General features: G+C 73.5%; 19 protein-coding genes. 8 read left to right on the top strand and 11 right to left on the bottom strand.

The window, feature by feature from the left end; all coding sequences use genetic code 11:
* Positions 1-43: 43 nt before the first annotated feature.
* Positions 44-685 (bottom strand): DUF6758 family protein, encoded by a 642-nt coding sequence (locus AB0L29_RS12980; RefSeq protein WP_365826344.1) that lies wholly within the window; start codon positions 683-685, stop codon positions 44-46.
* A gap of 356 nt (positions 686-1,041) precedes the next feature.
* Entirely contained in the window at positions 1,042-1,626 is a 585-nt protein-coding gene (locus AB0L29_RS12975) for a suppressor of fused domain protein (RefSeq protein ID WP_365826342.1), read from the bottom strand.
* A 510-nt stretch (positions 1,627-2,136) separates the two neighbouring features.
* Between AB0L29_RS12975 and AB0L29_RS12970 the strand changes: the two genes are divergently transcribed.
* Both AB0L29_RS12970 and AB0L29_RS12965 read left to right on the top strand, forming a co-directional pair.
* A complete protein-coding gene (locus AB0L29_RS12970; protein WP_365826340.1) occupies positions 2,137-3,252 on the top strand; it encodes a magnesium and cobalt transport protein CorA in 1,116 nt (371 codons plus the stop codon).
* A gap of 34 nt (positions 3,253-3,286) precedes the next feature.
* Positions 3,287-3,799 (top strand): hypothetical protein, encoded by a 513-nt coding sequence (locus AB0L29_RS12965; protein WP_365826338.1) that lies wholly within the window; start codon positions 3,287-3,289, stop codon positions 3,797-3,799.
* 5 nt (positions 3,800-3,804) lie between these two features.
* On the opposite strand, the gene AB0L29_RS12960 is transcribed toward AB0L29_RS12965, so the two are convergent.
* Positions 3,805-4,560, bottom strand: a complete 756-nt coding sequence (locus AB0L29_RS12960) for a hypothetical protein (RefSeq protein WP_365826336.1) — start codon at positions 4,558-4,560, stop codon at positions 3,805-3,807.
* 210 nt (positions 4,561-4,770) lie between these two features.
* Between AB0L29_RS12960 and AB0L29_RS12955 the strand changes: the two genes are divergently transcribed.
* The 3 genes from AB0L29_RS12955 to AB0L29_RS12945 are packed head-to-tail and all read left to right on the top strand — an operon-like array spanning position 4,771 to position 7,822.
* Positions 4,771-6,060, top strand: a complete 1,290-nt coding sequence (locus AB0L29_RS12955; protein ID WP_365826334.1) for a CBS domain-containing protein — start codon at positions 4,771-4,773, stop codon at positions 6,058-6,060.
* The gene (locus AB0L29_RS12950) at positions 6,050-6,646 is read left to right on the top strand and encodes a DUF1003 domain-containing protein (RefSeq protein WP_365826332.1); all 597 of its coding nucleotides are present in this window, start codon (positions 6,050-6,052) and stop codon (positions 6,644-6,646) included. The genes AB0L29_RS12955 and AB0L29_RS12950 overlap by 11 nt, the downstream gene beginning before the upstream one ends.
* Before the next feature lie 42 nt (positions 6,647-6,688).
* Positions 6,689-7,822 carry an Mrp/NBP35 family ATP-binding protein gene (locus AB0L29_RS12945; protein WP_365826330.1) on the top strand — a complete coding sequence of 378 codons (1,134 nt, stop codon included), beginning with the start codon at positions 6,689-6,691 and terminating at the stop codon, positions 7,820-7,822.
* Positions 7,823-7,970: 148 nt separating this feature from the next.
* Here the strand turns inward: AB0L29_RS12945 and AB0L29_RS12940 are convergent, their stop codons facing one another.
* The 5 genes from AB0L29_RS12940 to sigE form a co-directional block, all read right to left on the bottom strand.
* Positions 7,971-8,642, bottom strand: coding sequence for a hypothetical protein (locus AB0L29_RS12940; protein ID WP_365826328.1), 672 nt, complete (start codon positions 8,640-8,642; stop codon positions 7,971-7,973).
* A 237-nt stretch (positions 8,643-8,879) separates the two neighbouring features.
* Positions 8,880-9,320: a sec-independent translocase gene (locus AB0L29_RS12935; protein WP_365826326.1), complete on the bottom strand. Its 441-nt coding sequence runs from the start codon at positions 9,318-9,320 to the stop codon at positions 8,880-8,882.
* Between the two features lie 229 nt (positions 9,321-9,549).
* The gene (locus tag AB0L29_RS12930; RefSeq protein WP_365826324.1) at positions 9,550-11,607 is read right to left on the bottom strand and encodes a trypsin-like peptidase domain-containing protein; all 2,058 of its coding nucleotides are present in this window, start codon (positions 11,605-11,607) and stop codon (positions 9,550-9,552) included.
* A 133-nt stretch (positions 11,608-11,740) separates the two neighbouring features.
* A complete protein-coding gene (locus AB0L29_RS12925) occupies positions 11,741-12,742 on the bottom strand; it encodes a zf-HC2 domain-containing protein (protein WP_365826322.1) in 1,002 nt (333 codons plus the stop codon).
* Positions 12,739-13,521 carry an RNA polymerase sigma factor SigE gene (gene sigE / locus AB0L29_RS12920; protein ID WP_365826320.1) on the bottom strand — a complete coding sequence of 261 codons (783 nt, stop codon included), beginning with the start codon at positions 13,519-13,521 and terminating at the stop codon, positions 12,739-12,741. The genes AB0L29_RS12925 and sigE overlap by 4 nt, the downstream gene beginning before the upstream one ends.
* Positions 13,522-13,684: 163 nt before the next feature.
* Here sigE and AB0L29_RS12915 point away from each other — a divergent pair, with 163 nt between their 5' ends.
* Positions 13,685-14,383, top strand: coding sequence for an O-methyltransferase (locus AB0L29_RS12915; RefSeq protein ID WP_365826386.1), 699 nt, complete (start codon positions 13,685-13,687; stop codon positions 14,381-14,383).
* 190 nt (positions 14,384-14,573) lie between these two features.
* Here the strand turns inward: AB0L29_RS12915 and AB0L29_RS12910 are convergent, their stop codons facing one another.
* The gene (locus AB0L29_RS12910) at positions 14,574-14,741 is read right to left on the bottom strand and encodes a DUF3117 domain-containing protein (RefSeq protein WP_003966491.1); all 168 of its coding nucleotides are present in this window, start codon (positions 14,739-14,741) and stop codon (positions 14,574-14,576) included.
* A 379-nt stretch (positions 14,742-15,120) separates the two neighbouring features.
* Here AB0L29_RS12910 and AB0L29_RS12905 point away from each other — a divergent pair, with 379 nt between their 5' ends.
* Positions 15,121-15,924: an enoyl-CoA hydratase-related protein gene (locus AB0L29_RS12905; protein WP_365826318.1), complete on the top strand. Its 804-nt coding sequence runs from the start codon at positions 15,121-15,123 to the stop codon at positions 15,922-15,924.
* A gap of 15 nt (positions 15,925-15,939) precedes the next feature.
* On the opposite strand, the gene AB0L29_RS12900 is transcribed toward AB0L29_RS12905, so the two are convergent.
* Together AB0L29_RS12900 and AB0L29_RS12895 are read right to left on the bottom strand one after the other, a co-directional pair.
* Complete coding sequence (locus AB0L29_RS12900) at positions 15,940-16,524, bottom strand: DNA-3-methyladenine glycosylase I (RefSeq protein WP_365826316.1); 585 nt, start codon at positions 16,522-16,524, stop codon at positions 15,940-15,942.
* On the bottom strand, positions 16,521-16,877 hold the full coding sequence (locus AB0L29_RS12895) for a DivIVA domain-containing protein (protein WP_365826314.1): 357 nt from the start codon (positions 16,875-16,877) through the stop codon (positions 16,521-16,523). The genes AB0L29_RS12900 and AB0L29_RS12895 overlap by 4 nt, the downstream gene beginning before the upstream one ends.
* Before the next feature lie 162 nt (positions 16,878-17,039).
* Between AB0L29_RS12895 and folP the strand changes: the two genes are divergently transcribed.
* A complete protein-coding gene (gene folP / locus AB0L29_RS12890; RefSeq protein ID WP_365826312.1) occupies positions 17,040-17,900 on the top strand; it encodes a dihydropteroate synthase in 861 nt (286 codons plus the stop codon).
* Positions 17,901-17,927 lie beyond the last annotated feature (27 nt).

Here is a 17,927-nt window from a genome sequence, read left to right as displayed (position 1 = left end):
GCCCCCTACCGCCGGGCCGCGGCACCGAACCGCACGACCCGCCCTACGGCTGCATCAGCCGCGGCGACAGCGCCCCGCACGGCACGAGCTCCACCTCGGCCCCGGCCTCCCGCAGGTCGGCCAGCACCAGCTCGTCGTACATCAGCAGCCCGGACTGTTCCGGCCAGACCACCGCCCACAGCCACAGGCCCAGCGCCTCGCCCGCGAAGACCGCGCGGTCCTCCGGGGCGCCCGAGACGAGCCACAGCGGAGTCGGACGGCCGCCGGCCAGCACCTTGGCCTGGGCGGGCTTCTCGACGTCCATGTGCGGCCCCGGGTCGGGGCCGTCGATGCCCGCGTACCGCGCGCCGAGGCCCACGCCGAGCTCCTCGGCCACCAGGATCAGCTCGCCCATGCCGCCCACCGGGCCGGGTCCCGAGCAGGCCACCGCCGTGGCGCGGCCGCCGCTGCGGTCGTCGCCCGCGCAGGCGACGCCGGTGAACAGCCAGCCGACCGGAAGCGGCCACGGCATCCACACCGGCACCTGCGCGCGGTGCACCACCACGTTGAGGGCATCGACGCTCGGCGGTATCACGGGCTGCACCGGGTGCACGGTGCCGTGCGCATCGCACTGCCACGAATCGGAGAAGAGGCCGGGAGCCCTGACCCGGCCACCACACTTCGGGCAACTGGGTTCGCCCCTCATAGGGCTCCACGCTCCTACCCTTGCCACGCCACGTCAAGGACGATCACTCATCCGGACGGAACCGGCCCCCCGAAACCGGATGGCCTCTACATTGGCCAGCATCCTCGACTCAATACATGCATATGCCATCCACCGTGCCGCGCCGGCCGGAGGCCGTGCGGACGACGGCGGGCGCGTCCGCCGCCGTCCGCACGGGCGTCGGGCCGGTCGATCCGCCCCTGCCGTCCGCCGCCCGGGGCCCGCACGCCACGGCGAGCGGGAGCTCCCGTCCACCGCCCCGGCCGTGGTCGTGGCGCCGCGACCTTCGCCAACCGATGCCTTCCGGCCAGGAATTGGTGAGCTTGCTTACTCGGGCGTCAGTCCAGCGGGACGGACCTGCGGACCGGATCCCGCAGGTCCGTCCCGTGCGTCAGCCAGCGCTCCTGGAGGGCCTGGGCGCCGTGCACGCGCTTGAAGGCGGCCTCGTTGGGGGTCATGGGCAGCAGCGGCAGGAACCGTACCGGGTCCATGGGTGCGTCGAGCTCCAGGTCCTCGACCAGGCCGCCCGGCTCGGCCACCAGGACGGACGTGAACGAAGCGCCGGGCCACAGGGGTTGCCCGACGTCGAGGGAGGCGCCGGGGGCCACGACCACACCCTCGACCTGCGGGGACGCGGCGAGCACGGCCAGCGGGCGCAGCACCTTGTCGGTGTCCGCCAGGCCCGCCCGGACGGAGAGGACCAGCTCGGCGCGCGGGCCCTGGACCGGGTCGGCGAGCATCGCCGTGGGATCCGCCATGGGCTGTGCGGACATGCCGAGGGTGGCGTAGCGGACGACGTCCCCCTCCCGGAAACGCAGCACCTCGACGCGGTCCGTGCCCAGGAAGGTGACCGCCGCGCGCGCGTCCGGCTCGCCCAGCGCGGTGCGCAACCGAGCCTCGACCAGAGGAAGGACATCAGACATGCCGCGAGCATAGAACTCGTCAGTACGGGGCGAAGCAGCGCCTTGACACGTCGGGCGGCTGCTACTCTGGGCCGGTGGTTCGGGGCAGCACGCAGAAGCGTCGCGTATCGAGTCCCGACGCCGTCGTCAACACTCCCCTACGGGGAACCCCTGCAGGGGGAAGGAACGTCCCTTACGAGGGACCGGCCGGAGGAGGTGGGGCTGTCATGGATCGAAGTCGACCGTGCAGTACCATCCGCTCTTCCGCCCACTGATGCAGCCGCTCCGACTCCGGCCGGCTGCCACCTCTCGCATTCGCGTCTTCATGAGCGTCTTCGTACGGAAGAGCACTTCCTTTCGTTTTGCCTGATCTGCCTCAGTAGCTGAATCAGTGACGAGGCTCGCCACCGCGACGGTGCGGTGCTCCCCGCTTTGTGGACGCGCCAAACATCTCCCTCCAGGACGTCCTCATTCCGGGCAGTTCCACCCGTCGTCGGCGCCTTTCGTCGCCCGTTGCGAAGGAGCCCGCCCATGTCGATGATCCGCGACCTGCGCGCCGTGGTCCGTCCCTCCCGTGTGTCGCTGCGCAAGGACAGCGGCACCTACGACACCACGCGCGACCCCGCGACGGCCTCCGCCGTCGTCGACTGCGCCGTCTACCACGACGGCAGGCGCGTCGTCACCGACCGGCCGCTGAGCCCGCAGGAGGCGATGCGGCAGGTCCGCCGGGACGGCGGCTTCGTGTGGATCGGCCTGCACGAGCCGACCGAGGCCGAATTCGCCGGGATCGCCCGGGAGTTCGGGCTGCACCCGCTGGCCGTGGAGGACGCCGTCCAGGCCCACCAGCGCCCCAAGCTGGAGCGCTACGACGACTCCCTCTTCACCGTCTTCAAGACGATCCACTACATCGACCACGACCGGCTCACCTCCAGCAGCGAGGTCGTCGAGACCGGTGAGGTGATGTGCTTCACCGGCCGGGACTTCTTCATCACCGTCCGGCACGGCGGGCAGGGCTCGCTGCGGGGCCTGCGGCGCCGCCTGCAGGACGACCCCGAGCTGCTGTCCAAGGGCCCCTCGGCCGTGCTGCACGCCATCGCCGACCACGTCGTCGACGGGTACATCGCGGTCGCCGACGCGGTGCAGGACGACATCGACGAGGTGGAGACGGAGGTGTTCTCGCCGGGCCGCAAGGGCGCCCCGCGCGGCACGGACGCCGGCCGGATCTACCAACTCAAGCGCGAGGTGCTGGAGTTCAAGCGGGCCGTGTCGCCGCTGCTGCGTCCCATGCAGCTGCTGAGCGAGCGGCCGATGCGGCTGATCGACCCGGACATCCAGAAGTACTTCCGGGACGTCGCCGACCACCTGGCCCGCGTGCAGGAGCAGGTCGTCGGCTTCGACGAGCTGCTGAACTCCATCCTCCAGGCCAACCTCGCGCAGGCGTCCGTCGCGCAGAACGAGGACATGCGGAAGATCACCTCGTGGGCCGCGATCATCGCCGTGCCGACGATGGTGTGCGGGGTCTACGGCATGAACTTCGACCACATGCCCGAGCTGCACTGGCGCTACGGCTACCCGGTGATCATGGGCATCACGGTGGTCATCTGCCTGGGCATCCACCGCACGCTGAAGCGCAACGGCTGGCTGTGATGGCGCCCGGACCCCTCCTGGTTAGGCTGGGCCCATGACAAGCGAGCTGCTCGGCCGGGCCCTGATCGAGGAGGCCACGAAGAAGTCCGGTCTCATCTGGGTCCGGGGACCCGGGGCGCCCGCCCGCGCCCTGTGGCACGTGTGGCACGAGGGCGCGGCCTGCGTGGTCGGCGACGGGCCGGGCGAGCAGCCGCTGCCGGGGCTCGCCGACGGGGCCGAGGCCGAGGTGACGGTCCGCAGCAAGGACAAGGGCGGCCGGCTGGTCTCCTGGACCGCGAGGGTCGTGGAGCTCGCGTCCGGGTCCGAGGCCTGGCAGGCCGCGGTCGCCGAACTCAAGGGCAAGCGGCTCAACGCCCCCGACGGCGAGGCCGTGCCCGACCGGTGGGCGCGCGAGTGCCGGGTGCTGCGCCTGGAGCCGACGGGGGCGGCCGCACCGCTGCCGGACGGCTCCCTGGCCCAGGCGCCGCTGCCGACCCCGGCGACGACGCGCGAACCGGTCCCGGCCGGGCTGCCGCGCCTGCTGCTGAAGAGGCGCAGACGCCGGTAGCGGGCCTACGACGCCGGCAGCTGCCTGCCGTAGTCCACGGTCTCGCTCTTCGCCGGCTCCTGCAGGGCGAAGTCCTTGCCCCACGCGGAGAAGCGGAGGGTGCCCGCCCCGCCGCCGCGCACCAGGCGCAGCGGGTACGGCTTGCCCTCCAGGGAGACGTCCAGGGTGCCGCCGGAGCCCTTGTCCCCGGTGATGCGGATGGTGCGGACGCCCGCCTGCTCGTGGTGGCCGTCCGTCGTCAGCGTGCCGTGCAGCGTCAGCAGACCGTCGAGGAGGACGTCCTTGTCCGTGAAACCGCTGAACTTCTTGTACGAGGGGTCGCCCTGCGGCACCTTCACGTACTTGCCGTCGAGCTTGCCGGCCGCCGCCGCGTCCGCCTCGCCGTCCTCGCCCTGGCCGTCGTCGTGACCCCAGAACTCCGCGTCCGCCTTGAGATACAGCTGCTCGCCGATCCGCAGCAGCTGGAAGGTCGCCCCCTTGGCGGTGACCGATCCGGTGGCGCCGTCGTCCTTCAGCCGCATGTCGAGCGTGTAGGTGCGCCCGCTGCTGACCACGGTGCCGTGCAGCCGGACCGCGGGGGCGGACCCGGCGGCCGTACGGGTCCGGCTCTGGATCTTCTCGGCGGGCAGTCGGCCGACGCCGTTGGTGCCCTTGTCGGGGTCCTCGGCGCATCCCGTGAGGCCCGTCCCCGCCACGACCAGCGCGCACACGGCGCTCGCCAGCGCGGACCTGCGGTCACGGCCCTGGGGAATCGGAGTCACAGGTGGGGCTGCCTCTCTGACGGGGGACCTGAACGGCGTACCGCAGAGTACCGGGGCCGTACGGGCCGCGCGGAGCCAGTCCGTCCGGACCCCTCACCAGCGCACTCCCGATCGGGACGGGCTAGCCTGAACCCCACCCGAGCGGGCAATTCGCACCAGAGGCACAGGACGCGACACAGCACGAACCCCGCACGCAAAGGAAACAGAGCCATGGCAGCCGGCGCCCCCCGGATCTTCGTCTCGCACCTCTCCGGTGTCGCCGTCTTCGACCCGGCCGGCGACCAGGTGGGGCGCGTGCGCGACCTGGTCGTCGTGCTGCGGGTGGGCCGCAAACCGCCGAGGCTGCTCGGCCTGGTCGTCGAACTCGCCACCCGCCGCCGCATCTTCCTGCCCATGACCCGGGTCACCGCCATCCAGTCCGGCCAGGTCATCACCACCGGCGTGCTCAACGTCCGGCGCTTCGAGCAGCGGCCCACCGAGCGGCTCGTCTTCGGCGAGCTCCTGGACCGGCGCGTCACGCTCACCGGGACCGGCGAGGAGGTCACCGTCCTGGACCTGTCGGTGCATCAGCTGCCGGCCCGCCGGGAGTGGGAGATCGACCGGGTCTTCGTCCGCAAGGGCAGGAAGGGCGGCGCCTTCCGCCGCAGCAAGGGCGAGGCGGTGACCGTCGAGTGGTCCGCCGTGACCGGGTTCTCCATGGAGGAGCACGGGCAGGGCGCCGAGAACCTGCTCGCCACCTTCGAGCGGCTGCGCCCCGCCGACCTGGCGAACGTCCTGCACCACCTCTCCGCCAAGCGCCGCGCGGAGGTCGCCGCCGCCCTCGACGACGACCGCCTCGCGGACGTGCTGGAGGAGCTGCCGGAGGACGACCAGATCGAGATCCTCGGCAAGCTGAAGGAGGAGCGCGCCGCCGACGTCCTGGAGGCCATGGACCCGGACGACGCGGCCGACCTGCTGAGCGAGCTGCCGGAGGAGGACAAGGAGCGGCTCCTGAGCCTGATGGAGCCCGCCGACGCGGCCGACATGCGGCGCCTGATGTCGTACGAGGAGCGCACGGCGGGCGGCCTGATGACGACCGAGCCGGTCGTGCTGCGGCCCGACTCCACCGTCGCCGAAGCCCTCGCCCGCGTCCGCAACCCCGACCTGTCCCCGGCCCTGGCCGCCCAGGTCTACGTCTGCCGCCCGCCCGACGAGACCCCGACCGGCAAGTACCTGGGCACGGTCCACTTCCAGCGCCTGCTGCGCGAGCCGCCCTACACCCTGGTCGGCTCGATCCTCGACAACGATCTGCAACCCCTCGACCCCGAGGCGCCGCTGCCCGACGTCGCCGGGTTCTTCGCCACGTACGACATGGTGGCGGCGCCCGTGGTGGACGAGGCCGGCTCGCTGCTGGGCGCGGTGACCGTGGACGACGTCCTGGACCACATGCTGCCGGAGGACTGGCGCGAGACGGAGTTCAGCTCGGTGGAGGACGAGGAGGTGGCGGCCGATGGCTCCTGAGCGCGACACGGCACGCGAGCGCGTCCCGGCCGGGGCCACGGCCGCGACCCGCCACCGCCCCCGGCTCGACCAGCCGCGCCCGCGGCGGCTGAGGCTGCTGCCCGAGTACGACCCGGAGGCCTTCGGGCGGCTGTCGGAGCGGGTCGCCCGCTTCATCGGCACCGGGCGGTTCCTGGTCTGGATGACGGTGATCGTCATCACCTGGATCGGCTGGAACATCCTCGCCCCCCGGCACCTGCGGTTCGACGAGTACCCGTTCATCTTCCTGACGCTGGCCCTGTCCCTGCAGGCCTCCTACGCGGCCCCGCTGATCCTGCTCGCGCAGAACCGGCAGGACGACCGGGACCGGGTCAACCTGGAGCAGGACCGCAAGCAGAACGAGCGCTCGATCGCGGACACCGAGTACCTGACCCGCGAGATCGCCGCGCTGCGCATCGGCCTCGGCGAGGTCGCCACCCGCGACTGGATCCGCTCGGAATTGCAGGACCTGGTCAAGGAGCTGGAGGAGCGGCAGGACGGCCACCGCGACAGGCCCGTCGTATTCCCGGCGGAACGGTCACGGGGGCGTGACACAGACGACCGCTGACGGCTTTCCCAGGCCCCTGCGCAGCGCCGTACCATCGTCTTCATGGCTACGGAAGACGCGGTGCGCGAGGCACTGGCGACGGTGAACGACCCCGAGATCAACCGGCCCATCACGGAACTCGGGATGGTCAAGTCGGTGGAGATCGGCGCGGACGGAACGGTCGCGGTCACCGTGTACCTGACCGTCTCCGGGTGCCCCATGCGCGACACCATCACCCAGCGCGTGACCGAGGCGGTCTCGCGGGTCGAGGGCGTCACCCGCGTCGAGGTCACGCTGGACGTCATGAGCGACGAGCAGCGCAGGGAGCTGGCGGCCGCGCTGCGCGGCGGCCAGGCCGAGCGCGAGGTGCCCTTCGCCAAGCCCGGCAACCTGACCCGGGTCTACGCGGTCGCCTCCGGCAAGGGCGGCGTCGGCAAGTCGTCTGTGACGGTCAACCTGGCGGCGGCGATGGCGGCCGACGGCCTGAAGGTCGGTGTCGTCGACGCCGACATCTACGGCCACTCCGTGCCCCGCATGCTGGGTGCCGACGGCCGCCCGACCCAGGTCGAGAACATGATCATGCCGCCGTCCGCCAACGGCGTGAAGGTCATCTCCATCGGCATGTTCACCCCGGGCAACGCCCCGGTGGTCTGGCGCGGCCCGATGCTGCACCGGGCGCTCCAGCAGTTCCTGGCGGACGTGTACTGGGGCGACCTGGACGTGCTCCTGCTCGACCTGCCGCCCGGCACCGGCGACATCGCGATCTCCGTCGCCCAGCTGGTCCCGAACGCCGAGATCCTGGTCGTGACGACCCCGCAGCAGGCCGCCGCCGAGGTGGCCGAGCGGGCGGGCTCCATCGCCGTGCAGACCCACCAGAAGATCGTCGGCGTGGTCGAGAACATGTCCGGTCTGCCGTGCCCGCACTGCGGCGAGATGGTCGACGTCTTCGGCACCGGCGGCGGCCAGCTCGTCGCCGACGGCCTGACCCGCACGACCGGCGCCAACGTCCCGGTCCTCGGCAGCATCCCCATCGACGTCCGCCTGCGCGAGGGCGGCGACGAGGGCAGGCCGGTCGTCCTGACGGACCCGGACTCCCCGGCGGGTTCGGCCCTGCGCGCGATCGCGGGCAAGCTGGGCGGACGGCAGCGCGGCCTGGCCGGACTGTCCCTGGGGATCACTCCGCGCAACAAGTTCTGAACACCCTCCGGGGGGCGCGGGAAACCGCGCGGCCGGCCGTCCGCGGCCCGCGCCCGCCCGGCCCTTCGAGGCCCCGTGGCGGGCGGGCGGCGGCGTCACGGGGGCGCCGGCCGGCGGCGGTGCCCCCTTCCCGGCCCGGCCCCGCCGGCTAGGCGTACGCCGCGATGTCCTTCACCACGGCGAAGCCGAGCCCGTAGGCGCTCATGCCCCGGCCGTACGCCCCCAGGTGCACGCCCTGCGGCGTGGAACCCGCGAGCACCCACCCGAACTCGGACTCCCGGTAGTGGAAGGTCGTGGGCACCCCGTCCACGGGGAGGGACAGCGTCGACCAGTCCGGCCCGTCGAGGTCGTCCGCGAGGACCCACGCCGTCTCCGTCTGCTGCTCCAGCCAGTCGTCGCGCAGGGAGTGGTCCATCTGGCCGGGCCAGGTGAAGGACAGCAGCCCCACCCCGGCCAGCCAGGCCGCGGAGGACACCGAGGTGGCCTCCAGCACCCCCGTGCCGTCCGGGCTGCGCCGTACGGGGTTGGCCGCCACGGTCACGACGACCGCGAACTTCTCCTTGGCCTCCTGAACGCCCCCGGCCGCCCACTCGTTGCGCACCGAGGGCTCGTCACCGTGGCCGATCGACCCGTGCTCCACGGCCCCGTCGGCCGCCGTCCCGACCTGCATCAGCCAGCGCTGCCCCGTGAAGGCCTCGTCGAGGCCGTACCACGGGAAGGGCGCACGCAGGTAGCCGTCGACCGTGCGCCGGGCGGAGGGAACCTGTTGACGGCCCTCCGCGGCCGGCGCCTGCGCGACTGCCCGACTCGTCGTCTCCATGTGCCCGGACGCCTCCTCGCTCTCGTCGGACCGGAACGGCCCGCCCCCCTTCGGGCGACGCTGCTGGTTCACGTACGGCCCGTACAACAACTCGGCAGCATAACCACACCGCTCCGAGCGGCAGGGAAACCGCCCGGCGCGTGGGCCGCCCGGACGTCGCGTTCAGGCCGCGCGCGGCCCGGGCGGAGTATGAAAAGCATCACGCACGCCCGGGGCGTGTGCCCGCCGACCCGCGCCTCAGGTGGCGTCCGCGTCGAAGGGCGGGCGGTCGTCGCCGGTCAGGGCTTCCGGCTTCTTGGTCATGTCGACCCGGTCGGCGGAACCCGACGCCCCCGAAGCGGACGACGCGTCGGTGTCGCGGCCGTGCACGGCGTCGGTGACCTCGGCCATCTCCTTCTTCAGGTCGAAGCCGTTGCGGATCTCCTTGAGCCCCAGGTCGTCGTTCTCCAGCTGCTTGCGGATGAACGTCCTGGGGTTGAGGTCCTCGAACTCGAAGTCCTTGAACTCCGGGCCGAGCTCCTGCCGGATGTCCTGCTTGGCGCTCTCCGAGAACTCACGGATCTTCCGGATCGTGCGCATCACGTCCTGGATGACCTTCGGGAGCTTGTCCGGACCGAAGACGAGCACGGCGAGGACGATGATCGTCACCAGCTCGAGCGGTCCTATGTCATTGAACACCTGAAGCTCCTTGCGATGTCCTCGGTCCTCGGCCCTCGGTGGTCTGTGCGGGTCTTGCCGTGGTCCGGGCCGGCTCCACGGTACCCGGGGATTCCGTACGACCGGTACCGTCCCGTGAGCTCCGCGTGCCCGGATGGGAGCGCTTTCCCGATTGTTCGCTTTCCTGATCCCCGGTGGGAGGGGGCGTGGGAGGGTGCCGCGGCGCCCGCTGCGGGATCCGTGTGCCTCGTCAGTTGCCTCCGGAGGAGCCGAGGCGCAGGGAGACCCTCCGTTCGCCGCCGTCGCGCCGCAGGGTCAGTTCCAGCAGGTCGCCGGGGCGGTGGGCGCGCGTCTTGACGATGAGTTCCTCCCCGGAGCGGACCGGCCGGCCGTCGACCTCCGTGATGATGTCGCCCGCCTTGATGCCGGCCCGGGCGCCGGGGCCGCCCGGGGTGACCGGGGGTCCGCCGTCACCGCCCTTCGTGCCGACGCGGGCGCCGTCGCCGGTGTAGCCCATGTCCAGGGTGATGCCGATCACGGGGTGGGTCGCCCGGCCGGTGTTGATGAGCTCCTCGGCGACGCGCTTGCCCTGGTTGATGGGTATGGCGAACCCGAGGCCTATCGACCCGGACCGGCCGCCGTCCGGGTCGGCGCCGCTGTCGGCGGAGCGGATGGCGGAGTTGATGCCGATGACCCGGGCCCCGGAGTCGAGCAGCGGGCCGCCGGAGTTGCCGGGGTTGATGGGCGCGTCGGTCTGCAGCGCGTCGACGTAGGACACGTCGCTCCCGTCGCCCTTCTCGCCGCCCGCCGTGATGGGCCGCTGCTTGGCGCTGATGATGCCGGAGGTGACGGTGCCCGCCAGGTCGAAGGGCGCGCCGATGGCGACGACCGGGTCGCCGACCTGCACGCTGTCGGAGTTGCCGAGCGGCAGGGGCGTGAGACCGCGCACGCCCTTGACCTTCACGACGGCGAGGTCGTAGCCGCTGTCCCGGCCGACCACGGAGGCCTCGGCGGTGTCCCCGCTGTGGAACGTCACCGTGATCTCGCCGTCGTCGCCGGCGGGCTCCACGACGTGGTCGTTGGTGAGGATGTGGCCGCTGGTGTCGAGCACGAAGCCGGTGCCGGTGCCCTGTTCACCGGCTCCGCGGACGTGCAGGGTGACCACACTGGGCAGGGCCCGGGCGGCGATCCCCGCCACGGTGCCCGCGGCCCGCCCGGCGGGCTCCTTCCCGGCCTGCGGCAGCTCGATGGTCCCCACGCCGCCGTTGCGCTCCAGGGACGCCCCCACAACGCCGCCGACGCCCCCGGAGACGAGCGCGAGCAGCACGGCGGCGCCGACGAGTGCCTTCCTGGTCCGCTTGCGCCGCTGCCCCTCGCCGGCCACGGCCGCGCCGCTTTGCTGGAGCGGCCCGGCGGCCGGCGGGACCGCCCAGGGGTCGTAACGCCGCCAGGGGTCGGGGGCGGGGGGCGGAACGTCGGGCGCCGGCGCCGGGGCGTCGGCGGCAGGGGCGGCAGGGGGCGTGCTCGCGGCGGTGGGCGGCGGGATCGGTGTGCCGTGCGGCGCGACGGGCGCGCCCGGCACCGGAGGCGGGGCCGGGGCCGGTGCCGTCGTGCCCTGCGCGGCCGTCACCACCGGGTGCTGGACGGGCGGCGCGGGCGCCCAGGGCCCGGGCCCACCGTACGGCGGGGTGCTGTACGGGTCGGGATCGTGCAGGGGCTCGGGACGCGCGGCCTCGCCGGCGGGCGCGGTGGCCTCCTGCGCGACGGGCAGGGCGTCAGGGACCGCCCCGGCACCGGGGACCCCTCCGGTACCGGCCGACCCGGCGTCGGCGGATGCGGCGCCGGCGGGTGTCTTCGCACCGGCAGCCGCAGTGCCGCCCGCCGGGTCGGCCGTACCCCGGTCGGGGGCCGGCTGCGAACCGCCGTCGGCCGCGATCGGCCGCTCCAACGTGTAGTCCCCGGCGTCGTCGCGTCGCACCGCGGGCCGGGCCAGCTCGAAGTCCCCTTCGTGACCGCCGCCGCCGTGAGCCGTCCCGGGCCGCTCCGGTCCGACGTCCCCGTCGGCACCCGTCGAGCGGCCGTCCTCGGCCCCGGTGGGCGCCGGTACCGGCACCGCGTCCTGGGCCGGGTACGCGCCGTCCACGCCGCCCGCGGCCGCCGCGCCGGTCGCCTCACCCGGGCCCGGCAGGCCGGGCCCGTCCGACGGCCTCTCACCGGCCGCCGGCAAGGCCTCCCGCGGCTCCCCGGCGGCGTCCTGCGTCCGAGGACGGCTCCACCACTTCGCCTTCGTGGGCTTCCCCTCGTTCATGCTCTCCCCACAGCTGGCCGCGGCACGGCTCGTCGGCGGTGGCCGCAGTTCGTCGACTCGCGCCGGGCCACCCGGCCGTCGGCGCCGTCCCCGGATTCAATCAGGTCCCGGGCCGGTGCGCTCGAAGCACCCGTCAGGGGGCCGGCCGGGAGGAGGCGGAGGAAGAGGGGGACGGAGGGGACGAGGCGGACGGGCCGGGCACGGGTGCGGCGAGCAGGCCGGGGCCCTGGAGGGCCGACGTCGTGGGCCACGTGCTCAGGGTGAACGGCGGCATCGCGGCCGGCGGGCGTATCAGCGGGGCCGTGGCGGCGTCCGCGCCCACCGGGGCGGCCAGGGGGCGCAGGGTGCCCTGCTGGTGCCGTGCGGCGGGATGCGGGACACCGGGCAGCAGCGGCGCGGAGACCTCGGTCGGGGCGACCGGGGCGTCGCCGGACGTCCTCTGGCCCTGCAGCTGCCCGAGCAGCGGCCCGACGCCACGGCGCCGCTGGGACTCGGGCGTGGCCGCCGCTCCCGTGCCCTGTGTGCGGGTCGGCGTGACGTTGCTGCCGGTCCCGGAGCCGCCGCGCGACTCGGTGTCGGTCGGTGTCCCGGCGGTCACCCCGCCCAGCGCGATCGCGGCCAGCGACACCGCTCCGGCGGCCACGAAGGCGATCCGCAGCCGCGAGGATGGTCTGTCGGTCTCGTGACGGCCGACGTCGTGGATGCCGAAGCCCCGGTTGCCCGGGAAGACCGGCAGGGCGGGGCCGGGCCGGCGGGCGGGGGCGTGGTCGAACTCGAACCGCTCGCCGCGCTTCGCTCCGAAGCCCCCGAAGGCCCCGGACCGTCCGGGCACCCCGCCGGGCAGTCCCGCCCCGCCCGGCGGCATGCCGCCACCGCCCTGGCCGCCTCCCGCGGGAAGGCCCTGGAGGCGGGCCAGCAGGCTCTCGGAGGGCGGCGGCGGGGCCGCCTCCGCGAAGACGTTCTTCAGGCGGCGCTGCGCGTCCACCTCCGCCTTGCACTTCGCGCAGGTGGCGACGTGCGCCAGCACGCGCTCGCGCGCGTCATGACCGAGCTCCCCGTCCACCAGGGCGGAGAGTCGGTCTCCCAGGTGCTGCTCTGCGAGGTGTCCCTCGGATTTCGGCCGTGATCCGCTCACGCGCTCGCGCCCCCTCCTCCCAGTGCGGGAACACGGGGCACGAAGGAGCGGCGCTCGGCGCGCGCCTGCGGTGAGCGGTGCGCGAGGGCCTTGCGCAGCTGGGAACGGCCGCGGTGGATCCGGGAGCGGACCGTGCCGAGCTTGACGCCGAGGGTCGCGGCGATCTCCTCGTACGACAGTCCTTCGATGTCGCAGAGGACGACGGCCGCGCGGAACTCGGGGGCGAGGGTGTCGAGGGCCTGCTGGACGTCCGCGTCGAAGTGGGCGTCGTTGAAGACCTGCTGGGGAGTCGGCTCCTTGCTGGGCAGCCGCTCGGCCGCGTCCTCGCCGAGCGCGTCGAAGCGGATGCGCTGCTTGCGGCGGACCATGTCCAGGAAGAGGTTGGTGGTGATGCGGTGCAGCCAGCCCTCGAAGGTGCCCGGCGTGTACGTCGACAAGGAGCGGAAGACGCGGACGAAGACTTCCTGGGTGAGGTCCTCGGCGTCGTGCTGGTTGCCGGTGAGGCGGTAGGCCAGCCGGTACACCCGGCCGCTGTGCGTGCTGACGATCTCCTCCCAGGTGGGCGGAGTCCACGCCTGCCCGTCCGCGTCGGTGGAGAAGGTCGCGGTCTGGGCGCGGCCGGCGGGGCCGGCGGCGTGGCTGTGGTCAGCAGCGGTGTCGTTCACGGATTTCGGCCTGCCCGCCGATCCGAGGAAGCGCCGCAGCTTTCCTCCCCGGTCCTCGGGCGCGGCCGCACCTCCCCTGTCAGCTCTGGTGGTGTCCAGTGGAGCCCCTACCATAGCCACCTCGCCCGTTAGCACCGGATAAGCGGTTTTACAAGAATTTGATCTGGGCTGACACGGCTCGTCCGGCTGCGTCAGCACTTGCTCGGCGCCCTCGTCCATCCCTTGTCCCCCCGTCACGGTCCGCGTCCTTCGCCCACCCCTTCAAACGACCGGTCCCATCTGCGGGTTCCCGACGCCAACGGATACAGTCACGCCCAGGCAACCATGGGAACAGGAGAGGGTCATTACCGGCAACCGGCAGACGAGCTGGGCGTTCGCCGACGCCTATGTCGCCGAGGACGAAGCGCTGCACTGGGCCCGTGACCGGGCCCGTGAGGCAGGGCTGCGCTCGGTGTCGCCCAGCACGGGCGCCGCGCTGCGTCTGCTGGCCGCCTCCGTGGACGCGAAGGCGGTCGCGGAGATCGGCACCGGCTGCGGTGTCTCCGGGATCCACCTGCTGCACGGCATGCGGCCGGACGGTGTCCTCACCACGGTCGACCCGGAGCCGGAGCACCAGCAGTTCGCCCGCCAGGCCTTCCGCGCCTGCGGTTTCGCCAGCAACCGGGCCCGCTTCATCCCGGGCCGCGCCCTGGACGTGCTGCCCCGCCTCGCGGACGCCGGCTACGACCTGGTCTTCTGCGACGGCGACCGCCTGGAGTACCTCGACTACCTCGCCGAATCGCTGCGTCTGCTGCGCCCCGGCGGGCTCGTCGTGTTCGAGGGCGTCTTCGCGCAGGGCCGCACGGTGGACTCCGGACCGCAGCCCACGGAGGTGCTGCGGCTGCGGGAGCTGCTGCGCACGCTGCGCGAGAGCCAGGAGCTGGTGCCGTCGCTGCTGCCGGTGGGCGACGGGCTGCTGTGCGCGGTGAAGCGGTGAGCCGTCCCGGCGGACCCGCCCTCCCCCGGATCCGGTGAAACACCGGCCGGTGAAACACCCGCCCGGTGAAACACCGGCCCGGTGAAACACCCGGCCGGTGAAACACCGGAAAACCCGGCCCCGGTGAAACAGCTGCCCCGGCATCACCTGCGGATGCCGGGGCAGCTGAAAGAGCGTGGCCGCTTGTGCGTCAGCCGACGACCTTCTTGAGGGCATCGCCGAGCGCGTCGGCCTCGTCCGGGGTCAGCTCGACGACGAGCCGACCGCCGCCTTCGAGCGGAACGCGCATGACGATGCCCCGCCCCTCCTTGGTCACCTCGAGCGGGCCATCGCCCGTCCGCGGCTTCATGGCCGCCATGCTCGTTCCCCTTCCTGAAACCCAGCTCACCGTCAAAGCCGACGGCCCACTGAAGGGCACGCGCGGTCCTCGAACAGGACACGCGTCACCGGCATCGAACACATTGCTTCCAAGCCATTATCCCGCATCCCGCGACCCGATGACCAACATCGGTCCGCATCGCTTGGGCAACGCACGCGAGCAAAACCACTCAATTCGGCGATGTGGCTGCGATACTTCGCCGCCGCACACGGGTCCGTCGAACGGATACGGACCGGAATTCTTTGACGCAGGTCACACGCCCCCTCCGGTCCGCCGCCGGTGATCTCCGTCATGCTGTCCTGCAGACCGGGACGTACCCGCCGGTACGTCCCCGAGCCGCGACCGGAGGGGATACGCCATGGCCGACACCGTGCTGTACGAGGTGAGCGACGGACTCGCGACGATCACGCTGAACCGCCCGGAGGCGATGAACGCGCTCGACGTCGCCACCAAGGTCGCCCTGCGCGACGCGGTCCGGTCCGCGGCGGACGACCCCGCCGTGCGGGCCGTCCTGCTGACCGCCGCCGGTGACCGGGCGTTCTGCGTGGGACAGGACCTCAAGGAGCACATCGGGCTGCTGGCCGCCGACCGGGAGACCGGCTCGGGGCAGACCATGAGCACCGTGCGCGAGCACTACAACCCGATCGTGCGGGCGCTGGCCGGGGCGGCGAAGCCGGTCGTCGCCGCCGTGAACGGGGTCGCGGCCGGGGCGGGCCTCGGCTTCGCGCTGGCCGCCGACTACCGGATCGTGGCGGACACGGCGGCGTTCAACACGTCGTTCGCGGGCGTCGCCCTGACCGCCGACTCGGGCGTCTCCTGGACGCTGCCGCGGGTCGTCGGTCCCGGCCGGGCCACCGACCTGCTGCTCTTCCCGCGCAGCATCGGCGCGCAGGAGGCGTACGAGCTGGGCATCGCCAACCGGGTCGTCCCGGCCGCCGAGCTGCGCGCGGAGGCCGGGAAGGTGGCGCGGGCGCTCGCCGAGGGGCCGACGGTGGCGTACGCGGCGCTGAAGGAGGCGGTCGCCTACGGGCTGACGCACTCCCTGGAGGAGACCCTGGAGAAGGAGGACGAGCTGCAGACGCGGGCGGGATCGTCACAGGACCACGCGATCGCGGTGCGGGCCTTCGTCGACAAGGAGAAGCCGAAGTACCTGGGCCGCTGACCCCTGCCGGCGGCGTCAGGCGCGCCGCGCGACGCAGGCTTCCAGGTGGTCGTCGACCAGGCCGCAGGCCTGCATCAGCGCGTACGCCGTCGTCGGGCCGACGAAGCGCAGGCCGCGCTTCTTCAGGGCCTTGGACAGGGCCGTCGACTCCGGGGTGACCGCGGGGACGTCGGCCAGGGTCTTCGGCGCCGGGCGGGCGGCGGGATCGGGGGCGTAGGACCAGATCAGCCCGTCCAGCTCGCCCGGCGCCCACTCGGCCAGCACGCGCGCGTTGGCGAGGGTCGCGTCGATCTTGGCGCGGTTGCGGATGATGCCGGGATCGGCGAGGAGCCGCTCGCGGTCCTCGTCCGTGAAGGCCGCGACCGAGGCGATCCGGAAGCCGGCGAAGGCGGCGCGGAAGCCGGGCCGGCGGCGCAGGATGGTGATCCAGGACAGGCCGGACTGGAAGGCCTCCAGGCTGAGGCGTTCGTAGAGCGCGTCGTCGCCGTGGACCGGGCGCCCCCACTCCTCGTCGTGGTACGCCACGTACTCCGCGGCGGACAGCGCCCAGGGGCAGCGCGGGGCGCCGTCCGGGCCGGCCAGGGGCGGGCGGTCGCTCACGGCTGCTCCTCCCGCGGGCCCGGCTTCTCCGCGGCGGCGTGGGACGCGGCGGCGCGGGCGCCCGCCAGCGCGGCCTCCAGGTCGGCGATGCGGGCGTCGCGCTCGGCGAGCTCGGCGCCCAGGCGGCCGAGGGCGTCGTCGACGTCCGCCATGCGGTAGCCGCGGGCGGCGAGCGGGAAGCGCAGGCGCTCCACGTCGTCGCGGCCCACCGGCCGGTCCGGCGGCAGGAAGTCCTGCAGCCGCTCGGGGGCGGCCTCGGGCAGCGGGCCGTTCTCGCCGCCGCCCACCACGGCGAGCGTCACCGCGGCGACCACGACGGCGAGCGCGACGACCAGGAACAGGAACATAACCATCGCTGGGTCCCCACGGCCGGCGCCGGCGCGCGGGGGCGCCGGCCCGGAGGTCTCGAATCGGATGTGTCAGGGTCCGATCGTGCCATGCGAGTCCGGCGGTTAGGGTCGCAAGCGGTCGATGACCGGGACGTTCCCGGTCCGTGCGAGGAGGGGTCACAGGGGATGCTCAGGCTGGGCAGGCGGGAATTCGGGCCGCACGAGCCGGTGATCATGGCGATCGTGAACCGGACCCCCGACTCCTTCTACGACCGGGGCGCGACCTTCCGCGACGAGCCCGCGCTCGCGCGCGTGGAGCAGGCGGTCGCCGAGGGGGCCGCGATCATCGACATCGGCGGGGTCAAGGCCGGGCCGGGGGACGAGGTGACGGCCGAGGAGGAGGCGCGGCGCACGGTCGGGTTCGTGGCCGAGGTGCGGCGGCGGTTCCCGGACGTGGTGATCAGCGTGGACACCTGGCGCGCGGAGGTCGGGGAGGCGGTCTGCGAGGCGGGGGCGGACCTGCTGAACGACGCGTGGGGAGGGGTCGACCCGCGGCTGGCGGAGGTCGCCGCGCGCCACGGGGCGGGGCTGGTGTGCACGCACGCGGGCGGCGCGCGGCCGCGGACCCGGCCGCACCGGGTCGAGTACGACGACGTGGTGGCCGACATCCTGGAGGTGACGGTCGGGCTGGCCGAGCGGGCGCTGGCGCTGGGCGTGCCGAGGGAGTCGATCCTGATCGACCCCGGGCACGACTTCGGCAAGAACACCCGGCACAGCCTGGAGGCGACGCGGCGGCTGGACGAGATGGTCGCCACGGGCTGGCCGGTGCTGGTGTCGCTGTCCAACAAGGACTTCGTCGGGGAGACGCTGGACCGGCCGGTGAAGGAGCGGCTGCTGGGCACCCTGGCGGCGACCGCGGTGTCGGCGTGGCTCGGGGCGCAGGTGTACCGGGTGCACGAGGTGGCCGAGACCCGGCAGGTGCTGGACATGGTGGCGTCGATCGCGGGGCACCGGCCGCCGGCGGTGGCGCGGCGGGGGCTGGCCTGAGGCCCGCCCCGTCCCGCGGCCTCCCCG

Source organism: Streptomyces sp. NPDC052701, from assembly GCF_040678355.1.
Taxonomy (GTDB): domain Bacteria; phylum Actinomycetota; class Actinomycetes; order Streptomycetales; family Streptomycetaceae; genus Streptomyces.
This window is presented reverse-complemented; position numbering and strand designations above follow the sequence as displayed.

Excerpts from the sequence above, each read along its gene's own strand:
- AB0L29_RS12945 (WP_365826330.1), top strand. The coding sequence starts at position 6,689 with ATGGCTACGGAAGACGCGGTGCGCGAGGCACTGGCGACGGTGAACGAC.
- AB0L29_RS12895 (WP_365826314.1), bottom strand. The coding sequence starts at position 16,877 with ATGGTTATGTTCCTGTTCCTGGTCGTCGCGCTCGCCGTCGTGGTCGCC.
- AB0L29_RS12965 (WP_365826338.1), top strand. The coding sequence starts at position 3,287 with ATGACAAGCGAGCTGCTCGGCCGGGCCCTGATCGAGGAGGCCACGAAG.
- sigE (WP_365826320.1), bottom strand. The coding sequence starts at position 13,521 with ATGGTAGGGGCTCCACTGGACACCACCAGAGCTGACAGGGGAGGTGCG.
- AB0L29_RS12975 (WP_365826342.1), bottom strand. The coding sequence starts at position 1,626 with ATGTCTGATGTCCTTCCTCTGGTCGAGGCTCGGTTGCGCACCGCGCTG.
- AB0L29_RS12980 (WP_365826344.1), bottom strand. The coding sequence starts at position 685 with ATGAGGGGCGAACCCAGTTGCCCGAAGTGTGGTGGCCGGGTCAGGGCT.
- AB0L29_RS12940 (WP_365826328.1), bottom strand. The coding sequence starts at position 8,642 with ATGGAGACGACGAGTCGGGCAGTCGCGCAGGCGCCGGCCGCGGAGGGC.
- folP (WP_365826312.1), top strand. The coding sequence starts at position 17,040 with ATGCTCAGGCTGGGCAGGCGGGAATTCGGGCCGCACGAGCCGGTGATC.
- AB0L29_RS12910 (WP_003966491.1), bottom strand. The coding sequence starts at position 14,741 with ATGGCGGCCATGAAGCCGCGGACGGGCGATGGCCCGCTCGAGGTGACC.
- AB0L29_RS12955 (WP_365826334.1), top strand. The coding sequence starts at position 4,771 with ATGGCAGCCGGCGCCCCCCGGATCTTCGTCTCGCACCTCTCCGGTGTC.
- AB0L29_RS12950 (WP_365826332.1), top strand. The coding sequence starts at position 6,050 with ATGGCTCCTGAGCGCGACACGGCACGCGAGCGCGTCCCGGCCGGGGCC.
- AB0L29_RS12930 (WP_365826324.1), bottom strand. The coding sequence starts at position 11,607 with ATGAACGAGGGGAAGCCCACGAAGGCGAAGTGGTGGAGCCGTCCTCGG.
- AB0L29_RS12970 (WP_365826340.1), top strand. The coding sequence starts at position 2,137 with ATGTCGATGATCCGCGACCTGCGCGCCGTGGTCCGTCCCTCCCGTGTG.
- AB0L29_RS12905 (WP_365826318.1), top strand. The coding sequence starts at position 15,121 with ATGGCCGACACCGTGCTGTACGAGGTGAGCGACGGACTCGCGACGATC.